The organism is Vibrio sp. 661, assembly GCF_033339315.1.
Lineage (GTDB): Bacteria > Pseudomonadota > Gammaproteobacteria > Enterobacterales > Vibrionaceae > Vibrio > Vibrio alginolyticus.
The window spans coordinates 432,524-450,608 of the sequence record NZ_JAWOUJ010000002.1 but is presented as its reverse complement, the minus strand read 5'-3'; the positions used below and the strand labels follow the sequence as shown (position 1 = coordinate 450,608).

Annotated in this window: 9 protein-coding genes; 2 read left to right on the top strand and 7 right to left on the bottom strand. The window is 44.5% G+C overall.

Annotated elements, in window-relative coordinates; translation table 11 throughout:
* Nucleotides 1-11 precede the first annotated feature (11 nt).
* The 3 genes from R7P69_RS06210 to R7P69_RS06200 form a co-directional block, all read right to left on the bottom strand.
* Complete coding sequence (locus tag R7P69_RS06210) at nucleotides 12-494, bottom strand: hypothetical protein (protein WP_130546348.1); 483 nt, start codon at nucleotides 492-494, stop codon at nucleotides 12-14.
* A 2-nt stretch (nucleotides 495-496) separates the two neighbouring features.
* Entirely contained in the window at nucleotides 497-2,575 is a 2,079-nt protein-coding gene (gene tssI, locus R7P69_RS06205; RefSeq protein ID WP_005373412.1) for a type VI secretion system tip protein VgrG, read from the bottom strand.
* A gap of 72 nt (nucleotides 2,576-2,647) precedes the next feature.
* Complete coding sequence (locus R7P69_RS06200) at nucleotides 2,648-3,166, bottom strand: Hcp family type VI secretion system effector (protein WP_005373415.1); 519 nt, start codon at nucleotides 3,164-3,166, stop codon at nucleotides 2,648-2,650.
* A gap of 456 nt (nucleotides 3,167-3,622) precedes the next feature.
* On the opposite strand from R7P69_RS06200, the gene tssH reads away from it, so the two are divergent.
* Nucleotides 3,623-6,301, top strand: a complete 2,679-nt coding sequence (tssH, locus tag R7P69_RS06195) for a type VI secretion system ATPase TssH (RefSeq protein ID WP_158159506.1) — start codon at nucleotides 3,623-3,625, stop codon at nucleotides 6,299-6,301.
* Complete coding sequence (locus R7P69_RS06190; RefSeq protein ID WP_238952725.1) at nucleotides 6,288-7,919, top strand: sigma-54-dependent Fis family transcriptional regulator; 1,632 nt, start codon at nucleotides 6,288-6,290, stop codon at nucleotides 7,917-7,919. The genes tssH and R7P69_RS06190 overlap by 14 nt, the downstream gene beginning before the upstream one ends.
* Nucleotides 7,920-7,992: 73 nt before the next feature.
* Here the strand turns inward: R7P69_RS06190 and R7P69_RS06185 are convergent, their stop codons facing one another.
* From R7P69_RS06185 to R7P69_RS06170, 4 genes are all read right to left on the bottom strand, one after another.
* On the bottom strand, nucleotides 7,993-12,684 hold the full coding sequence (locus R7P69_RS06185) for an OmpA family protein (protein WP_318121513.1): 4,692 nt from the start codon (nucleotides 12,682-12,684) through the stop codon (nucleotides 7,993-7,995).
* The gene (locus tag R7P69_RS06180; RefSeq protein WP_042522645.1) at nucleotides 12,677-13,912 is read right to left on the bottom strand and encodes a TolB family protein; all 1,236 of its coding nucleotides are present in this window, start codon (nucleotides 13,910-13,912) and stop codon (nucleotides 12,677-12,679) included. The genes R7P69_RS06185 and R7P69_RS06180 overlap by 8 nt, the downstream gene beginning before the upstream one ends.
* 1 nt (nucleotide 13,913) lies before the next feature.
* Nucleotides 13,914-15,632 (bottom strand): hypothetical protein, encoded by a 1,719-nt coding sequence (locus tag R7P69_RS06175; RefSeq protein ID WP_238952727.1) that lies wholly within the window; start codon nucleotides 15,630-15,632, stop codon nucleotides 13,914-13,916.
* 767 nt (nucleotides 15,633-16,399) lie between these two features.
* Nucleotides 16,400-18,085: tandem large repeat (locus R7P69_RS06170; protein WP_318121504.1), on the bottom strand; the 1,686-nt coding region annotated here is incomplete at its 5' end.

Below are 18,085 nucleotides of genomic sequence, written 5' to 3'. Positions count from 1 at the left end.
ATGCTAGGTAATTAGTTAATTGCGATCGTTCCGCCTTGAATTTTTTGTGCTTTTTCTGCTTGAGAAGTGACGTACTTCGCTTTAGTGGTAATTCGTCCATCGCGCCCGCTATAGCGAGTTTCTGTCTCACCACTTTTGACTACCAACTCTTGTTCTGTCTCGATAACCATCTTCTTCGCTCGCAATACAAACTCGTCAGAGTCATCCAGAATGGAGAAGAAAATGTCCGTCACAAGAGGCAAGCTTAAGTCGTCGTTCAAAAACTCAACTCGACAACTTAATCGATTATCGATAGCCATTTGCAGTTCAGAACGACGAAAGCCACGTCCTAGTCTCGCAGTGAGTGGCTGCTTAAATGGGTTACCATCAAAATCAACTCGCACACTGCCCATAGACTCATTGATAGCCACTATTCTTCCAAAACGCGAAAAGCAAGCCGTTGATTCGGCTTGCTGCTCTGATATTACTTCTGTTGTAAGAGGTTGTTTTTCCATTGTTAGTTAACCACTACGTTGCCACCTTTCACGACGACTTTGTCACTGCCTTCGATCGTAATAGCCGAGCCTGATAACTTTATTGAACCATCACTGTTCATCACTAAAGAGGAGCCACCCGTTTTCAATACAATCTTGTCGCCACTGATAATTTGCGTTGCACCATCAGCTTTATAAGCGGTGTTCCCTTTCACTGATACCGTTAAGTTGCCACCAACCGTCTGGTTATCATCCGCACCAATATCTGAACTCTTAGACGCACCGATAGTAAGGTTACTGTTTTCGCCTATATCTAAGTCATCATTTTTACCGATCTTAGTCGTACGGTTATCACCAATTTCTAAGTCAGAATTGTTTTTCACATACTGGGCTTCGTTCGCGTTGTATGTGACGGTAACGTCTTGCTCGACTGTCTCGGTAAACGTACTGTTTACCTGTGTCGTTTTATGCCCATGAATGGTTTCTTTATGGTCACCATGAACTTCATTCGTTTGGTGACGTGCAACCTTCAAGAATTCATCTTGACCGATATCACGGTAACGGTTGTTGAGCACCTTGGTCGACATGTCTTTTTGAGCGTGAATATAGACTTCTTCTTGGTTCGCTTCGTCTTCAAAACTCAACTCGTTGTAACCTGTTCCTTTGTGCGTTTGCGTGCGGAACGTGGTACGAGTTTTGTTTTCTGGCAAAGAGTAAGGTGGGAAATGCAAACCGTTGTAAACTGCGCCCGTAACTAACGGACGATCTGGATCCCCCTCAAGGAAAGTTACTACGACTTCGTGGCCAATACGCGGCAAATAAACTGCGCCCCATGTTGGCGCCGCCATGGATTGGCTTACACGAATCCAACAGCTTGAATGCTCGTTGTTATCACCGTAGCGATCCCAATGGAACTGTACTTTCACTCGACCAAGCTTGTCGGTGTAAATCTCTTCACCTTCTGGTCCTACAACAACCGCCGTTTGAGGGCCATCAACCACTGGTGCTGCTAGTTTAGGCGCTTTAAACACCACATCACGTGGAATACATGAGAACTGGTTGTAGTAAGTGGTTGGCATACCACTCGCTTCATCTTCATGCACTTGCGGATCTTGACCTGTGTGCATTACAGACAACATGAGGTAATCGCGGTTAATCTCAGAACGCGGGTGGTCACTGACGTTAAAGCTGTAACCAGATGCTAAGCGCATTACGTCACTCGTTGCTTCCACTTGTTGATTATCGACTATGTGTTCCGACATCCACTCCGTGGTTCTCACCTGCCCCATCAGCGGGTCGACGTATCGTCCAGGATAATCAAACTGCTTGAGATCTTGGTCTAGCTCGCCAGCCTGTGTCATCTCTTGTGGAATTTTAGGGTGTTCGTAGTTGTAATCTGTGTACGTAACCTGTCCCGTTCTAACGCGGTTAACTAACTCGAGATCAGAGATATGTTCGCGATCGGCAACACCGCCACCATCGGCATGATAAACAATCGGCCCAATGTAAGAAGCATTTAGTGGCGAGCTTATCAAAGGTGCAATCGCGTCATTACTGTCGACAATGACCATCGTATGATTTGAATCGCTATGGTCAAAGTAATACCACATACCGTGTTCAGCCATCATACGCTGCACGAAGTGCAAGTCAGACTCACGGTATTGCAGAACGTATTCTTTTGGAGGATAAGTACCCGACACTTCAAATCGGTAATCGGTGACTGCCCCATCATCGAGTACTTCTGTGATGATGTCTTGCGCTGACTTTTGCTGGAAAATACGACAATCTTGGCGCTGAGATAAGAACCAAGCTTGAGGAACCAAGACTAATTGATAACGAGAAAAACGACGCCCAGTCCCTAAGTAACGAACTTCATTCACCACTCCGTTGAACACACGCGCAGCCCCAACACCTTGTCCGTAAAGTGTCAATGTTCCTGCTTTACGTATTAACTCATCGAACGAGATATCTGGATCAAGTGAAAGTAATGAGAGATTGATGTGGAAAGGCTTAGATAACTCTTCATGAACATGAAAGCTCTCAACCCGAAATTCATGCCCACATCCAGGCACTTCAAATTTAAATTCTACGTCATTCACCATATCTTTTACCTGATACAAATAATCGAATTAGGGCCAACAATCGTTGGCCCTGAATCTTTACGCGACGAGCAATTAAGCTTCGCGTGGAGCACGCCAGTCGTCGTTACCCGCAGTACCACAGTTTTCGTGAGTTACTTCGATCGCACGGTAAGTGAACTTAAGCACTTCTTCTGTCACGCGGTCAGCTGTTGCTGCGTCTTGACAGTGGTTCATACGAGTTTGGATATCGACAAGTAGCGCATCAATCAATTTGATTGAGTAGTAGTGCTCTTGTTTACCTTGAACTGAAGTGCGGTAGAAGCGGATCACACACTCAGGAAGTTTTTCGCCAGATACTAGTGCGTTGAATAGTAGTGGAGATGAGCGATCTTGAACTTTAGTTACAACAAGTGGACGGTGTACACGTTGACCAGTTGGCTGACCACTTTGTGGATCACGTGGAACAGTTAGCACGTGATCAAGTTCTTGTACTAGGAACTCATCAACATGAGCTTCTTGCCATGTGTTACCTACTGAATCAGCAGAGTAAGTATCTTTAGTAATATGGCCTTGAGTCTCACCTTGGATAGACATATATGCTGGAGTTGGCATCGCTATTTCCTTTTCTAAAATCTGTTTTGTTTAAATCACCAAATCGCTTATCACCGCGACTACTTGGTATAATCAAAGTCCGTGCCAACTTTAAAAATACAATAAAAACAATAACTTATACAAATCAAGACATTATTCACTAATATATTGAGTACAATTTATTGGATAAAAAACCAAAAAGTTGGATTAAGATAATAATAAATTGTTCTAACTTTAAAAAGTGAAAATAACCATATAAAACCGTGTAAATAAAGTCATTAAAACTAATAAATCCGACACTTTTACTATCAATTAATTTATAATAACAACGCCATTAAAATAACCACAAACATTAATGTCACAATAATCATTAAAAATAACCAACAAACGATAGTCAAAATATCTTGATAAAAAAAGAACGCAATTACTTTTAGTATAATAGCCGCTACCTCTTTTCCTCTAAAGAATAAAATGGCTATGATAAATATAAACCTTTCTTCATTAATTCAGCGTCTACACCCGATTGCAAAAGTAGCATTAGAAGACGCCGCTGCACTTGCAGTCTCTGAAAAAGCAAACGAAGTTCAAATTGAGCATTATTTACTGAGTCTATTAGAAAGGCCAAATAGTGATTTTGACGTCTTATTGAGTCATTTTGATTGTTCTGAGAACTTATTAAGACAATCGGTTCGATCCACACTCGACACCAACGCCAAAGGAAATGGCAGCAAACCTGTTTTTTCTGCTTTATTAATCGAATGGTTGCAAGAAAGTTGGCTGGTTTCTTCTTTAGATCTATCCGAAACACAAATCCGCTCTGGTGCCCTGCTCCTTACTCTTGTTAGCAACCCTCTCCGTTACGGCCAACATGGTTACGCCTCTATCCTTGAAGCGGTAAACCCTGACAGCCTTAAGCGTAACTTTGCAGAGCTAACAAGCCACTCTATTGAGGCGCAAGTTGCTACTTCAGAAAAAACACAAGCTCGTGAAGATGGTTCAGCACTGAGCAAGTTCACAACCGACTTCACTGGTAAAGCACGCAAAGGCGAAATCGACCCTGTTTTCTGCCGCGACCAAGAAATCCGCCAAATCGTGGACATTCTTGCTCGTCGCCGTAAAAACAACCCTATTGCTGTTGGTGAACCGGGCGTTGGTAAAACCGCAGTAGTAGAAGGCTTGGCACTTAAGATTGTACAAGGTGACGTACCAGACAACCTCAAAGGTGTTGAGCTTTACGGCCTGGACATGGGTCTTCTGCAAGCTGGTGCAAGCGTAAAAGGCGAATTCGAAAAACGCCTAAACGCAGTATTGGATGAAGTGAAAAACTCGCCAACCCCTATCATTCTTTTCATCGATGAAGCACACACCCTTGTTGGCGGTGGTAACCAAGCGGGCGGCAGCGACGCGGCAAACTTGCTAAAACCAGCCCTAGCGCGTGGTGAAGTGAAAACCATCGCTGCGACAACATGGTCGGAATACAAGAAGTACTTCGAGAAAGATCCTGCTCTTGCGCGTCGTTTCCAATTGGTGAAACTCGACGAACCGTCTCCTGAGCAAGCAGCATTGATCATTCGTGGTCTGCGCCCAGCATACGAGAAGTCACATAACGTTTACGTGCGTGACGATGCTATCACTGCTGCGGCAGCACTTTCTGCTCGTTACATCTCTGGCCGTCAACTGCCAGACAAAGCGATCGATGTACTAGATACGGCGTGTGCACGAGTGAACATCAGCCTTAATGCCATTCCTGCTTCTGTTGAGACTCTGCAGCAAGAACTTGCAGCTCAACAGCGCGAGCTTGAAGCACTTGAGCGTGATGCTCTGCAGCAAACTGGCGACAAGCACAGCCTTGCTAACATTCCAGACCTAAAACTGGCAATGGAAACAACGAAAGAAGAGCTAGCAGAACAAGAAGCGCAATGGCACAAAGAAAAAGAGCAGATCCAAGAGATGATTGCTCTACGCTCTCGCTTACATGAACTGGTCTTTGGCGAAACAAATGAAGAAGAGCTTGTTGCAGACGAAGATTCAGAACAAGAGCAAGACGTTTCTCCATATGCAGAAATGGATGAAGAAGCCGTTCGCATTGCCATTTCGGCCTGCCAAGAACAGCTAGATGTAATCCGCAATGGCAACCCACTGGTTCACTTTGAAGTGGGCCCAGATGAAGTCAGCCATGTGATCTCGGACTGGACTGGTATTCCAATGGGTAAGATGCTTCAAGACGAAGCAGAAACCACGCTAAAACTGAAAGAAAGCCTAACACAAAGCATCAAAGGCCAAGAATACGCTATCGATGCACTGTCTGAAGGCATTCAAACTGCGAAAGCTGGTCTAGGTAACCCAGACGCACCAACAGGCGTATTCCTGCTGGTTGGCCCAAGTGGCGTGGGTAAAACCGAAACGGCTCGTGCGATCGCTGATCAAATGTTTGGTGGTGAGCGCTTTATGACGACCATTAACATGTCTGAGTTCCAAGAGAAGCACACGGTATCTCGCCTAATCGGTTCTCCTCCGGGTTACGTAGGTTACGGTGAAGGCGGCATGCTGACAGAAGCGGTTCGTCAACGTCCATATTCTGTTGTTCTTCTTGATGAAGTGGAAAAAGCCGACCCTGAAGTGTTGAACCTGTTCTACCAAGTGTTCGACAAAGGCACGCTGAACGACGGCGAAGGCCGCACAATCGACTTCAAGAACACGCTGATCATCATGACCAGTAACCTTGCGACGCATGAGATCGAATCTTTGGTTCATCAATCCAAAGACATCGATGCAAACATCATCGCAGAAGCTATTCGCCCTACTTTGAACCAACACTTCAAGCCGGCGCTGTTGGCACGTATGTCAGTACTACCATTTGTTCCGCTGTCTGATGAAGCAATGACAGAAATTATTCACCACAAGCTGAACAAAGTTTCTCAGCGTCTACAGAGCCATCACAAGTTGTCTCTGAGCTACGAAGAAAGCTTGGTTGAGTTCGTACTAGGTAACTGTCGCCTTGCTGAAACGGGCGCGCGTAACATCGACGCAGTCATCAACCGTCAGTTGCTGCCGCAACTATCGACTCAGCTATTAGTGCATGACAAGGATGATTCACATACGCAAATCGAAGTGTCTGTCGATGAGCAAGGAACACTAACCTATGCGTTCAGCTAACCATAGCGAACTTAGTAACGCCCTACTTGCGATCAGTCAGTCTTTGGCTGATCGCAGCCAGCTTACCCAAACCTTGGATGCCGTGTTGACCGCTGCGAGACAAATGACCCTCGCAAAGCACGGCATCATTTACGTTTTGGACCAGACTGGGCAGGCGTTGATTCCAAGTACCGCTCACCATAACGATAAAACTATCGTTTCCCACCCTTGGGAAGCATTACAGTTAGACTCAGCCAGTGAGAACGATCCATTCAACTTTGCCATTCGTAATGGTGAAGTGGTGTTGATTAACGAGTTGTATAAGTACAACGGCTATGACTGCGAAAGCATCTATCAAACAGAACAGACACTGGGATTAAAAAGCGAGAACTTACTGGCTTGGCCTTTGATTGATAGCGAAAGCAAAACCATTGGGCTGTTAGTCTTACTCGATTTGAACGTCATCGACAACGAGGCAGCCTTGACGGAGTTTTGTCGAATGGCAGCGAGTAATATTCGCCAAGCCGTTTGGTTAGAGCAATACGGGCAAGTGATTAAAAATCTCAATGCAGACAATCAAGCCCTAGTGCGCGAGAATACTCAGCTCAAAAAACGTACTCAGAAAGCCTATCAAGGTCCTATTGCAGAGAGCGAAGAAATGCTCAATGTCTTGAATCGTCTTGATAAGGTGCTATCTCTTCCTGTCGACGTTCTGTTGCGTGGTGAAACGGGCGCTGGTAAAGAGGTGATCGCGAAATACATTCACGAAAACTCTAATCGTTCAGAACAACCTTTGATCGTACAGAACTGTGCCGCAATCCCAGAGCAGTTATTAGAGTCAGAACTCTTTGGCCATAAGAAAGGTTCATTTACGGGCGCAGACAAAGACAAAGTCGGTTTGTTTGAAGCAGCCAACGGCGGCACGCTTTTCCTAGATGAAATTGGCGATATGCCAATGCTACTGCAGGCAAAGTTACTGCGTGTACTGCAAGAACGCAAAGTTCGCCCTATCGGTACCAGCAAAGAGATTGAAGTGGATGTTCGCGTTATCGCCGCAACCCACTGTAATCTGATGCAGCAAATCAAAGATGGCGGATTCCGTGCCGACTTGTTCTATCGCTTGAATGTCTTCCCGATTACATTGCCGCCCCTGAGAGCCCGTAAGTCGGACATTATTCCCCTTGCCGAACATTTCGTGCAACACACCACCAACACGCTAGGTTTGCCGCAAGCGCCAGGGTTAAGTGCCAACGTACGTAAACAGCTCCTTGCCTACCAATACCCAGGGAACGTGCGTGAGCTTAAGAACATCATTGAGCGCTCGGTGCTACTGTCCGACTTTGAAACCATTACTCACATTGAGTTTGGCGAACAAATCCCAGAAGATGTACCAAGTATCGACATGAAAGCAGCCTCACCTACCCCAGACCAACCTGCTTACGAGCAGCAAACACAAGCGGATTTAGAAGACGCTTCAAAGAGCCTTAAAGACGTCGTTAGCCAATACGAGCGTACAGTGATCATCGATTGCTTAAATGCCTGTAATTGGCACACCAAGAAGGCCGCTGAGCAATTGGCGCTGCCAATGAGCACACTCAACCACAAGATGAAGAAATACGACATTTCTGCAGCGGGTTGATGGGGCTTAAAAAGAAAATTCTAAATTCAGTATGAAGTCATAAGAAAAGAAAAACCGCCCGAAGGCGGTTTTTTTATTTATTGAGAATCGACGCTTCAATGATAGTTGCTAAGTATGGGTCTCTAATCCAAGTTAACAAACGTTCTGTACGCTCTTCAGGTTTCAGTTTTGCCCAGTTGATGTACATATCTTTATCAACTTTATAGCTTGGGTCTTCACAATCAGAAAAATAAGATAACTCATCTACATTTTTGTACTGCCTGCCCAACGACATCTCAAAGCTTTCAAGTTTAAACGGCGTTTTTTCCGCTGTATTACGTTGTACTAGAGAGGACACCTTTAGAACTGCTTCTTGGAATCGACCAGATGTCGAGACAACGGGTCCAAATGGTCGAAGCCCCTTGATTTCTTGCCCGTTCAGCGCTTTAAATGCGAACTCGAAACGAGACGCGTAGACCACCTTACCATCGAAATCTTCATCCATGTCTATGTTGGATAGAGCCTCAGAGACAAAATCTGCGTCTATATTTTTGTTAATCACATCGCTGTCATCTAGCGTCCATTTAGAACCGTCTTTCTTTAGTATCCCAATATAAGTAAGGTTACTTAGATACTCAGGACCAGCGGTAGTTTCAGATCCGAATACGGCTTCATTATCAAAAGTAGTAGATAGCTTTAGTGAAACTGGAACAACTTGCCATTCGAGGTTTTGTCCCTCATACGACTCTTTTCTGTGCTTGCCACCAATAAGCATAACTTCCATAGCGAATGACTTATTCGAAGTCCAATCAAAACCTTTGAGCTCATCAGCAGTAGTGAACATACTGTCTTCGTTCATAAACTGTCGTTTATTTCCGTAGTTGACCGCAATCGCACTGTGCTTAATGTCATCGATAACAGGCTTTGTCGGGCCTTTATGAACTTTACTATGTAAGACAAAATCTAGCGTTAACAAATCTTTCTCTGACACACTATTTCCGTTCGCAATAAAGCCCGATTTAGCAGAGAGTGTATAGTTATGGTTTGTATCGACTCCTACAGGAATCTGTCTAGGTGACGTAATAAATCGTCCGACTGTCTTGTCCACTCGTACTGGTAGCTTATAGTTGCTTCCAGATAGAGTGAACTCATAGGTCATATTTTTGAAGCCACCGCTGTTTACATATTCTTTGAGTACATCTTGTTGGGAGTCAATTTTTATCACCTGCCCAAAAATCGGACCGAGAGCAACTTTAGATAAGTATCCGCTATAATCGACTAAATCGTGCTTAGCGATCAAAGGCTTCACTCCAGAGAAGACATCATCGCCAAAGTAAAAATACGGTTCAAACTCACAACCAATAAGGACTTTGCCGTCTGCTTTTTCCGCCTCAAAAAATTCGGCCAACTCACCTTTGGGATCTACACTAAATTCCTCGTGTTTCATCGGCTTGAACATCAAATTAAACTTAGGTCCACTGGTATTAAGTAAACCGTCAGTGCGCTGATAAGACATCTCACACTGAAACACATTTGACGTCATCTGTTTCAGACTTTGTTTGCCTAACACCATTTGCCACTTCAAACGGTGGAAAGGCGATAATCGCACCTTTTTATTTGCTTTTAATCGTACCTTCTCCCACTCATCAAAGGTGACCCATTTAGAGTTGTCATGAGGCTCAGAGACTAATAACCTAACGAACCCTAGGTCCTCTTCTGATAATTTTTTAGACTCAACATTAAACTGTGTCGCAAACTCCACTAAGCCTCGTTGTTGATCGCGATTATAGAGCTTGTCTTGCACTGGAAACGCGACATTAAACGCCCCAGAAACGTCTTTCCTTTTTGGAGCAATATAGTTGGCTTTGTTACGAGTAATGATTTGTTCAGCTATTTCTTCACCGTAACTTTCAACTAATTGCTTGCGTCCCTCACGACGCATGAGTTCTTGGATCCACAAGTTGCACAAGTTTTCTTTTAACTCTGTGTTTAATATCCAGCCGTCGGTTTCGATATATCGCTGAATGTATTCATCGATGGCTAATACTTGCCACTGCTTTGTGAACTCTTGTTCGCCCTCAGCACAAGCTCTTTGAATCAAAAGTACCAAACCATTAATAGCAAGTGCACGGCGTTGATAGCGCTTAATCAACTCCTTTGCACCCGTTGCTTTTCCTAGGTGCTCGACTAACGCCTCTGAAGACGTAAAATACATCTCGGTCAATTGAGTATTAATTTCAGCCAATGAATCAATAATCTCTGTGGTTTCATGACTAAGTTGTTCAATCGCAGATATGCTTTTTCTAACTTCGTTGTAGGAAGACAAGTAATAATCGAAGAGCGCAGAGTCTAGCAACTGGGCGCCACTCATCAGCATTTTCCCGCCTTCTTTAACAACGAAAAAGCCTCTTGCTGCCTGTCCTATTATCGGAACATAGCAAGCCATACCAACGATCATCTCGAAGATAGCTAGCTTGAGCTCTTTTGCAATTGCTTCTTCTCCCAAGTTCGCATTTAACTGAGCTAAACGCGCTTGCTCCATAGCCTTAAAGCCGAGTCGACTCGGTGGAATTCTCGCCGCAAACTCTTGTAGGTATATTCGAACCTCAACACGTCGGTTAATATTAAGTTGAGCGTTTTCGCGTTTGATTTCGTTGTTTGGTACCTCGACTATCGGTCGACGTTCGCCAAAAAATCGAATGTCACTGACTGAAGAAAAGAACTCAGCAACATGCTGCGCTCGCTGTTGCGAAAGGTTTTGGTTATATTCTGAATCACCGTTTTGACAGGCATGCCCTTCGATTTCAACAACGGCATTTGGAATCTTAGATAATTCTTTATCGACAGCAGCCAAATATGACAAGTGAGGGGCTTGAACCTGATTGTTATCAAAAGGAAAAACCAAGCGTAAACCGGCACCTTTATGGTCTTTAACAAACATTGCACTGTCTTCAGCAACGTCATTCGGAATGCTGTCAGTAAACGTTACATTGTCGCCTAACTTATCTATGATTTGCTTAAGTAGTAATTCCCCGCTCTTCAGACTTTCTTTCCAGACTGGTACCCAGTTCAGATAATCGCGTGATACCTGCTCAAAATAACTTTTCCTGAGTTTAGCTTTCTCTTCTGCTAAGCGTAATTGCTCGCTTTTGTCAGTGATCTCTTTTATCTCATAGAAGGTGTTAATTGCATTGAGCCCGGCCCCAGCAAAGGGCGACAAAAAGCTTTTGACACTGCCGTTACCTGTCAACCACGTTCTAGCAGCACTACCCGCCACAACGTGGGCATTGCCATTTCTCGCAGGTTCAATCACCTTGGTAAAGAACTTACTTTTATCAAATCCTTTCTCTTTGAGGAGCGCTTTTAAGCCCACTTGAGCTGCACGCTCGGATTCCGATGCTGCTTGGCGTAAATCTTGAAGAGTTTGGTAAGCTGCTGCAGTCGCCGATACCCCAAATGAAAACTCCAATGCAGAAATCATGGCTGGGGGTAAAGCGCCCTTGTCTACTTGCCCCCAAAACGTGTTTGCTAAACTTCCAATCACGTCGTGTTTACTTGAGGGATTTTGATGAATATTAATGCCAGCATTAACCAAACTTGGCGTAACTTTTGTACCAATCTCCCACAGCGCAGCACTCATACTGGCAGTCGTTCCGCTATTCTCTAGGTTTTCAAGCTCTCCCATTCGGAAGGCTTGTAGAGCTTTAAACTGCGTAGGAAATTGGTATATCAAAGACTCTTCAAGTGAGATCATGTCGCCCGCAACAACCGCGATCTTACCAAAAGGTGTCGTTTGGCTAAGCGTGATGTATTCTCGTAGCTCGTAGCTAACTTTGGAGATAAGTCCAACCTCATCATATTCTTTAGTTACATTAGTGGCATTTAATGCAAACTCAGGGATCTCATCAATGAGTTCAATGTCAAAAGTCACCTCAATGGTGTACATACCATCAATAAAAACGTCCGACGCCAACGGAAACAACGCAATTGGGCGATGCGAACCGCTGTTTTGCTCAAGTTGTGCTTGCGTTATGGTATTTTTGCCCTGCAGGTTTAGGTGCTGTCCGGTCTCCTCATCAAAACGAGTAACTTTAACAATTGCATCAGCATACTCTTGTGTAGAAAATGCTACGGCGAGAAATGAGAACGTGGGTACAATAAAGCCACGAATGGGCTTATCTTCAGGAACAGAGTCATACCATTTGTTATATGTAGCTTGCTCATCCGTTAGTGCTTGAGTGCCTGCTTCATATTTAGGCGCGAGTTGTGAGCGCTTTACTTCTGTAACAGCGTATTCCACTTTTTTTTCTAGCGAGTTCAGTGCTTGATCACCGTCATACCCCTTTAGCTTTTCTAAGATAGAGACAAGGTCTGCACACGTCTTTTTCATTGGCCGAGCATCACTCTGTGCACCAATCGCCAACTCTGTAAGCATTGACCATTCAGGAAAAGACAGCTTGTACGTCTTCTGTGTTAGTTCATGTACTGGCGAGCGCAGTGCCAAAACCTGATTGATGCTGGTTTTTTGGTTTTTCTGAATAGAATCGCCCAGTACATGTAAACGACCTAAGTCGTCTGTCGCCCAAAGGGCTGCGCTTTCCTCTCCTAAGTTTTTGGCAATGGGAAGCCGTGACATAGGGCGAATTTTTTTCAACTCTTCCAATGAGGTCAGGTCTTTTTCGATATTGAGTTCTTTATATTGAGGGTTCTGTGCATCCCCAACATTAGGAAAATCGACACCAAACAAATAGACATCTGTTGGTAAATACTTAAGGTCATTACTCATCGTTTTCTACCTCCAGAAAACGCCCACCGTTAGCATCGGCATTATAAAGAACTGGGGTTTTAGCTACTCTTCCAGAATGAATCACCTTCCATGACTGTCGACCTTTTCCGGTCAACTCATAGCGATAATCAGATCCATAGCGTTTTATGGTTATTACTGCTGCTCCAGTCTGGGTTTCTCGGCCATCATTACTAATGTTAACCACCTTATCGTAAACTTTCTTTTCCTCTCCTTCGTCAGAGAACGCAAGCCACGTTTTTTCCTCAACATTGATCAAAACTTTACGGTATGAGTTCACCGCCCATACGTACTTACCATTAGGGCTGATGGCAGTTTGGCGGTAGATGCGCTTCTCAATATCGATGGAGTCTTCAAACTCTTTTTCAGGTAAAATCGTGTATAACCGTTCGAGAGTCTTGGCGTCATAAACTCCCACCCCCAAGCCCGCGGCATTGATTAACTTGCCATCTACAATGACCGTATCTTCAGACAACGGTACATCTACCTCTTCTTTGGTTCCTGTCGCGAGTGTGTATTTAAAACGCTTAAAACCATCTGAGAAGTAGATGTAACTAGAGTCGTCCGCCCAGACCAAATATGGCTTAGTCCGCGCGCTCCCTAGCTTAATGGTCTGTTGCGTTTTTAAGTCAAAAATGGCTTTTATCAGAGGCTCTCCATAACTGTATGCATAAGCCACATAACGATTGTTAGGTGAACGACTCATCGTAAAATTCTGTGGTGACGCGGTGCTTGGCATATCATCCGTGACTAAGCGTAAATCTGTCCCATCAATTTTCATGCTCCAGATTTTATAGCCATTTTCGTAATCGTTTACGAGAGGGTCTCGAGAGCCAACATTATTCCACCAAAACTGAATTCGAGGTTTGTCATAGGAACTTGCATCAGATAAATCTTCACGAGGCCACTCTTTTGCTCTGCGAACAGCATAGCCTGGTTTTACGGGAAGTGTACCTGGGTATTCAGGCTTGGACAGATCTTCAGAGTAAACAATAAAGTTGTGCTCACTTTGCCATTGGCAGCGTGGTCCTGTCACATCTTTGCGTTCTAATGACGTTGTTTCACCAACATTGTAACAAGCCTTTTGAGTGGGTTCTTTTTCTACGGATTGTGTTGTTGCAGTATTCGAAGTTTGATTACTTTCGTCACCACAGCCTGTTAATAACATAGCTGTCGACAGAAGCATGATACTTAACGTTGTTCGTTTCATTTTATAATAGTTCCGTGAGTTCAATGTCTTGAAAAATTACTGACATTAAGACCGTTTTATCTGAGTTATGAGATCGGCAATGACGGGTTAGATTGACCCTTTTAACTTCTGGTAACCAACCACTAAACACGACTTCTTTACAATACTGATCCACAAACTCAGCCTCGCGCAAAAAAATCTTTTGGCTCCATGTTTCATCAACACACGCCAGTTGGAAATAATCATCTGGTTGATCGCATTGGGGGTTACTCTTATAAGTAATTACGATGCCTTCACTTGGGGAGTTAACAACAGCGGCAGCAACACCCTGCTCTTTTTGACTGACGACATTGTAATCTGATTTGCTTAACACTTGAGTATCTAGATTCGGCAGCGAAATCACAGGTTCGGAGCTCGCATCAAAGTTATGAGCAGAAGAATAATCACTGAGGTCTACTTTAACCGCTTTCTCGTTATTCCCGCTCTTTAACTCGTTGAGTTGCTGAGTATTGAGTTGAGCCCGAGAATAATAAAGAGCAACATCACTCTGTACGCTGCCGTTGATTTTGTATGGAAGCCAAATATGAGGCAAAGGAACACCAAGCGGCTCTCTCTTAGTTTTACTTCCAGCCTTAAATGGACTCAACTCGGTTTGAAATAATTCTCTGTATGTTTCGCCTTCATTAGGCCAATCAGCAACCACTACCTCAACTTCTTCTCCCGTAAGACCAAAAACACGGGCGCAAGCGTATTCGTCCAACACGCCCTCATAGACTTTTTTACCGTCTTGGTACAGTTGAAACGCTTCCCCTGACAGAAATGCTTCGGAGTCTTCATCATATAAGCTGATATCGACCGATCTTTGAGGCGAGGACTTAGTGCTTTGGTAGAGCGATAGATCGACATCAGAAAAGCGTCCGTCGTTTTGAACTTGGATTTCTCGCCAAACTTCTGATTGCCAAACGACATAAATATAACCGCGATCAATAGATACATACCCTGAATCACTCTTATGAACTGGAACTACCGGCACCAACACGTTGTCCCACTCATCCATCTGAGTTTCTTTATCAACGGGTTGCAGGTCTTCGGCGAGTTTAAGCAAGATTGGCTGAGGTTGGTCGGAACAAGGGATTTTGATATAGAGCGTTTTGCCCTCAGCTTCGAGATCTTTAAACGTCGCGAGGCTGCGGTGTTTGTTTTCTGTATCAGCCTTGCCTACAGTCACTTTTTCTTTTTGAGCTTCGGTTTTTCCCAACATCAAACATGCTGCATTACTAGACCACTGCCCTGCAAACTCAACAACGATTTTTTGATCTGGGCTTGGCTCAGAAGGTACATGCGTGTAACTACGAACTAAAGCAACATCGTCGATAACCTGCTTGTATCCTGCTTTAAAAGCTTTGCTTTCATTCGAAGCAGATACAGAGTCAACGAGTGATTTAAGTCTAGGGAAGCTTTGCAGCTGAGAGTCCGTCAATGGCGACCGACGTGCAACGGTAGATAATGACACCCAATTGCCTTTTCCCAATTCGATTCTTATCGCAGCTAGCAATGCGCTGGTCGTTTTTTTGGCAGAGATGGAAATCTTTTGCGCCAATTCTTTAGGGAGGTTTCTAAGGATGTCATCTGAATTTCGCAAACGCGAAAGCTGTCCTATACACTCGTCCGGTGTAAGAACATAAGATAGCTCGTTGGAGGATAGCTTCGAGCTAAGTATAAATTTGCAAACTAAATGCATTTGAATTCTCCACAACCAACATCGTAAATATGGCTGCGGTGACAATTAAGCTGATAAGGCTTACAAGTACGATTTGGTCTGCGTATCCTACTTACTTAGCCATTTATTTTCAACGAGATAGAAAAATCGCCCGAAATCAAAAACACTAAAAAAATGGTGATTTTTGCTATCAAAACATGCGATTTGACCACAGTAAAAGCCAGTAACATCACCCACTCAGTCAAAATGGTAAAATCTTACTATCTAAAAAAATTTAATTTATGGACTGAAGTTAACAAAAATTGTAGTCACGTGCGCTTCAGGTAAGCACGAGGAAATTCAGAAGTTTATGAGGTGCCCTCCTCAGCAACAAACAACAAATTGACTGTTACTGAGGAAGTTTAAATAAAAAGGTGAGCGCATTACGCACTCACAAAAGTAACTGCTCTGAAGCTTGCTAGGATTAAATTTGCTTCATCGCGAGTTAAAGAGGCGAGGTATTACCCATCAACCTCATGCAGAACACTATACTCAGAGTATAGAAACGAGCGTAAATATATAATATTTAAAAAGATTTTCAACGCGACACATTCACCACAGCACCTGCCGAGCGACCATCACAATCACGTCATACACACCTAAAAGCAACATTGGCCTAGTTATTATAGTTATTCAGCCTTGTATTAAGACGATTCATTAATTCGAGTAACTTATCAATAAAGGCAATTATTTTGATAAATATCACAAAAAGTCCCAAAGAAATAAAGCGAGCTAAACGCTCGCTTTATTTATGCCGCATTTTTTAAAGTTTTGTTATCACTAAAATATCGGTTGTAAACAGCACCTAAGGAGGCTGTACTTGCGAAACGATCATAGTTAAATGTTGCTAGAGCCTCTTCGGCAGAGGCGGAAAGCTTGTTGGTACCATTTACATAAATCGTCACTACCCCCTCCTTCAGTCCTGAAAGATCTAAATCAGTTGTCCATGAGTCTGAAAGCACGGTAGCCATTCCTGTGGCTTCTGTACCATCAGCGTCGACTGCTTTAATATCTATGAACTCACCATCTTCAAACCGTTCACTGCTACCACTTACTGTCATGCTTTCCACTCCAGTAACATCGTTGATAACGTCTAGGTGTATTGTCGGTGTAATTGGCATGGAGTAAGCCGTGTCCTGACTACCGGTATTCCCTGATAAGTCTTGGTAGTCACGAACAACCAACCCCACATTGAGCTCCGACGTGCTTGGTACCACCACATCACCAGTCCAAACACTTGGGTCCGCGGTTGCCACTAATGAAGTGATCGTGGTACCACCTAACTCCGCCACAGCACCTTGCAATGCTTTATCGAATTCCAGCGTTACCGTCACGCTTTGGCCGATGGCTTGGTGCTCAGGCGTAAACGTCACGTTAGTCAGCGTTGGCAGAGACTGCGCCAGTGTAAAGCTCTGACTTTCACTTACTTCAATGCCCGCTGAGTTCGTCCCCGTCACCATCACAGTATAAGTGCCATTGGTTTGGTGACTCATATCCATCGCGTCACTGGTCCAAGTGCCACCGGCTTGTACCGTTGCACTGCCGCTTTTTAGTACCGTCACGCTGCCTTGAGCTTTTACTTCAAGACGCAGGGACTGACCGTCAAAACGTGTCGACGTGCCTTCGAATTGTAGCGTGGCGGCATGCGCTTCATCCACATTACCCACTGGCGTAATAGCTAAGGTTGGTGTGATCGGCATGGAGTAAGCCGTGTTCTGACTACCGGTATTCCCTGATAAGTCTTGGTAGTCACGAACAAGCAACCCCACATTGAGCTCCGACGTGCTTGGTACCACCACATCACCAGTCCAAACACTTGGGTCCGCGGTTGCCACTAATGAAGTGATCGTCGTACCACCTAACTCTGCTGCGGCGGATTGCAGATCTTTATCGAATTCCAGCGTCACCGTCACGCTTTGGCCGATGGCTTGGTGCTCAGGCGTAAACGTCACGTTAGTCAGCGTTGGCAAAGACTGCGCCAATGTAAAACTCTGGCTTTCACTTACTTCAATGCCCGCTGAGTTCGTCCCCGTCACCATCACGGTATAAGTGCCGTTGGTTTGGTGACTCATATCAATCGCGTCACTGATCCAAATGCCACCGGCTTGTACCGTTGCGCTGCTGCTTTTCAATACCGTCGCGCCGCCTTGGGCTTTCACTTCAAGACGCAGGGACTGACCATCAAAACGTGTCGACGTACCTTCAAATTGTAGCGTGGCGGCATGCGCTTCATCCACATTACCCACTGGCGTAATAGCTAAAGTTGGCGTGATCGGCATGGAGTAAGCCGTGTTCTGGCTACCGGTATTTCCTGATAAGTCTTGGTAGTCACGAACAAGCAACGCCACATTCAGCTCTGACGTGCTTGGTACCACCACATCACCAGTCCAAACACTTGGGTCCGCGGTTGCCACTAATGAAGTGATCGTCGTACC

What these genes read in the sequence shown, in the direction of transcription:
- tssI (WP_005373412.1), bottom strand. Translation starts at nt 2,575, where the DNA reads ATGGTGAATGACGTAGAATTTAAATTTGAAGTGCCTGGATGTGGGCAT.
- R7P69_RS06190 (WP_238952725.1), top strand. Translation starts at nt 6,288, where the DNA reads ATGCGTTCAGCTAACCATAGCGAACTTAGTAACGCCCTACTTGCGATC.
- tssH (WP_158159506.1), top strand. Translation starts at nt 3,623, where the DNA reads ATGATAAATATAAACCTTTCTTCATTAATTCAGCGTCTACACCCGATT.
- R7P69_RS06175 (WP_238952727.1), bottom strand. Translation starts at nt 15,632, where the DNA reads ATGCATTTAGTTTGCAAATTTATACTTAGCTCGAAGCTATCCTCCAAC.
- R7P69_RS06210 (WP_130546348.1), bottom strand. Translation starts at nt 494, where the DNA reads ATGGAAAAACAACCTCTTACAACAGAAGTAATATCAGAGCAGCAAGCC.
- R7P69_RS06185 (WP_318121513.1), bottom strand. Translation starts at nt 12,684, where the DNA reads ATGAGTAATGACCTTAAGTATTTACCAACAGATGTCTATTTGTTTGGT.
- R7P69_RS06200 (WP_005373415.1), bottom strand. Translation starts at nt 3,166, where the DNA reads ATGCCAACTCCAGCATATATGTCTATCCAAGGTGAGACTCAAGGCCAT.
- R7P69_RS06180 (WP_042522645.1), bottom strand. Translation starts at nt 13,912, where the DNA reads ATGAAACGAACAACGTTAAGTATCATGCTTCTGTCGACAGCTATGTTA.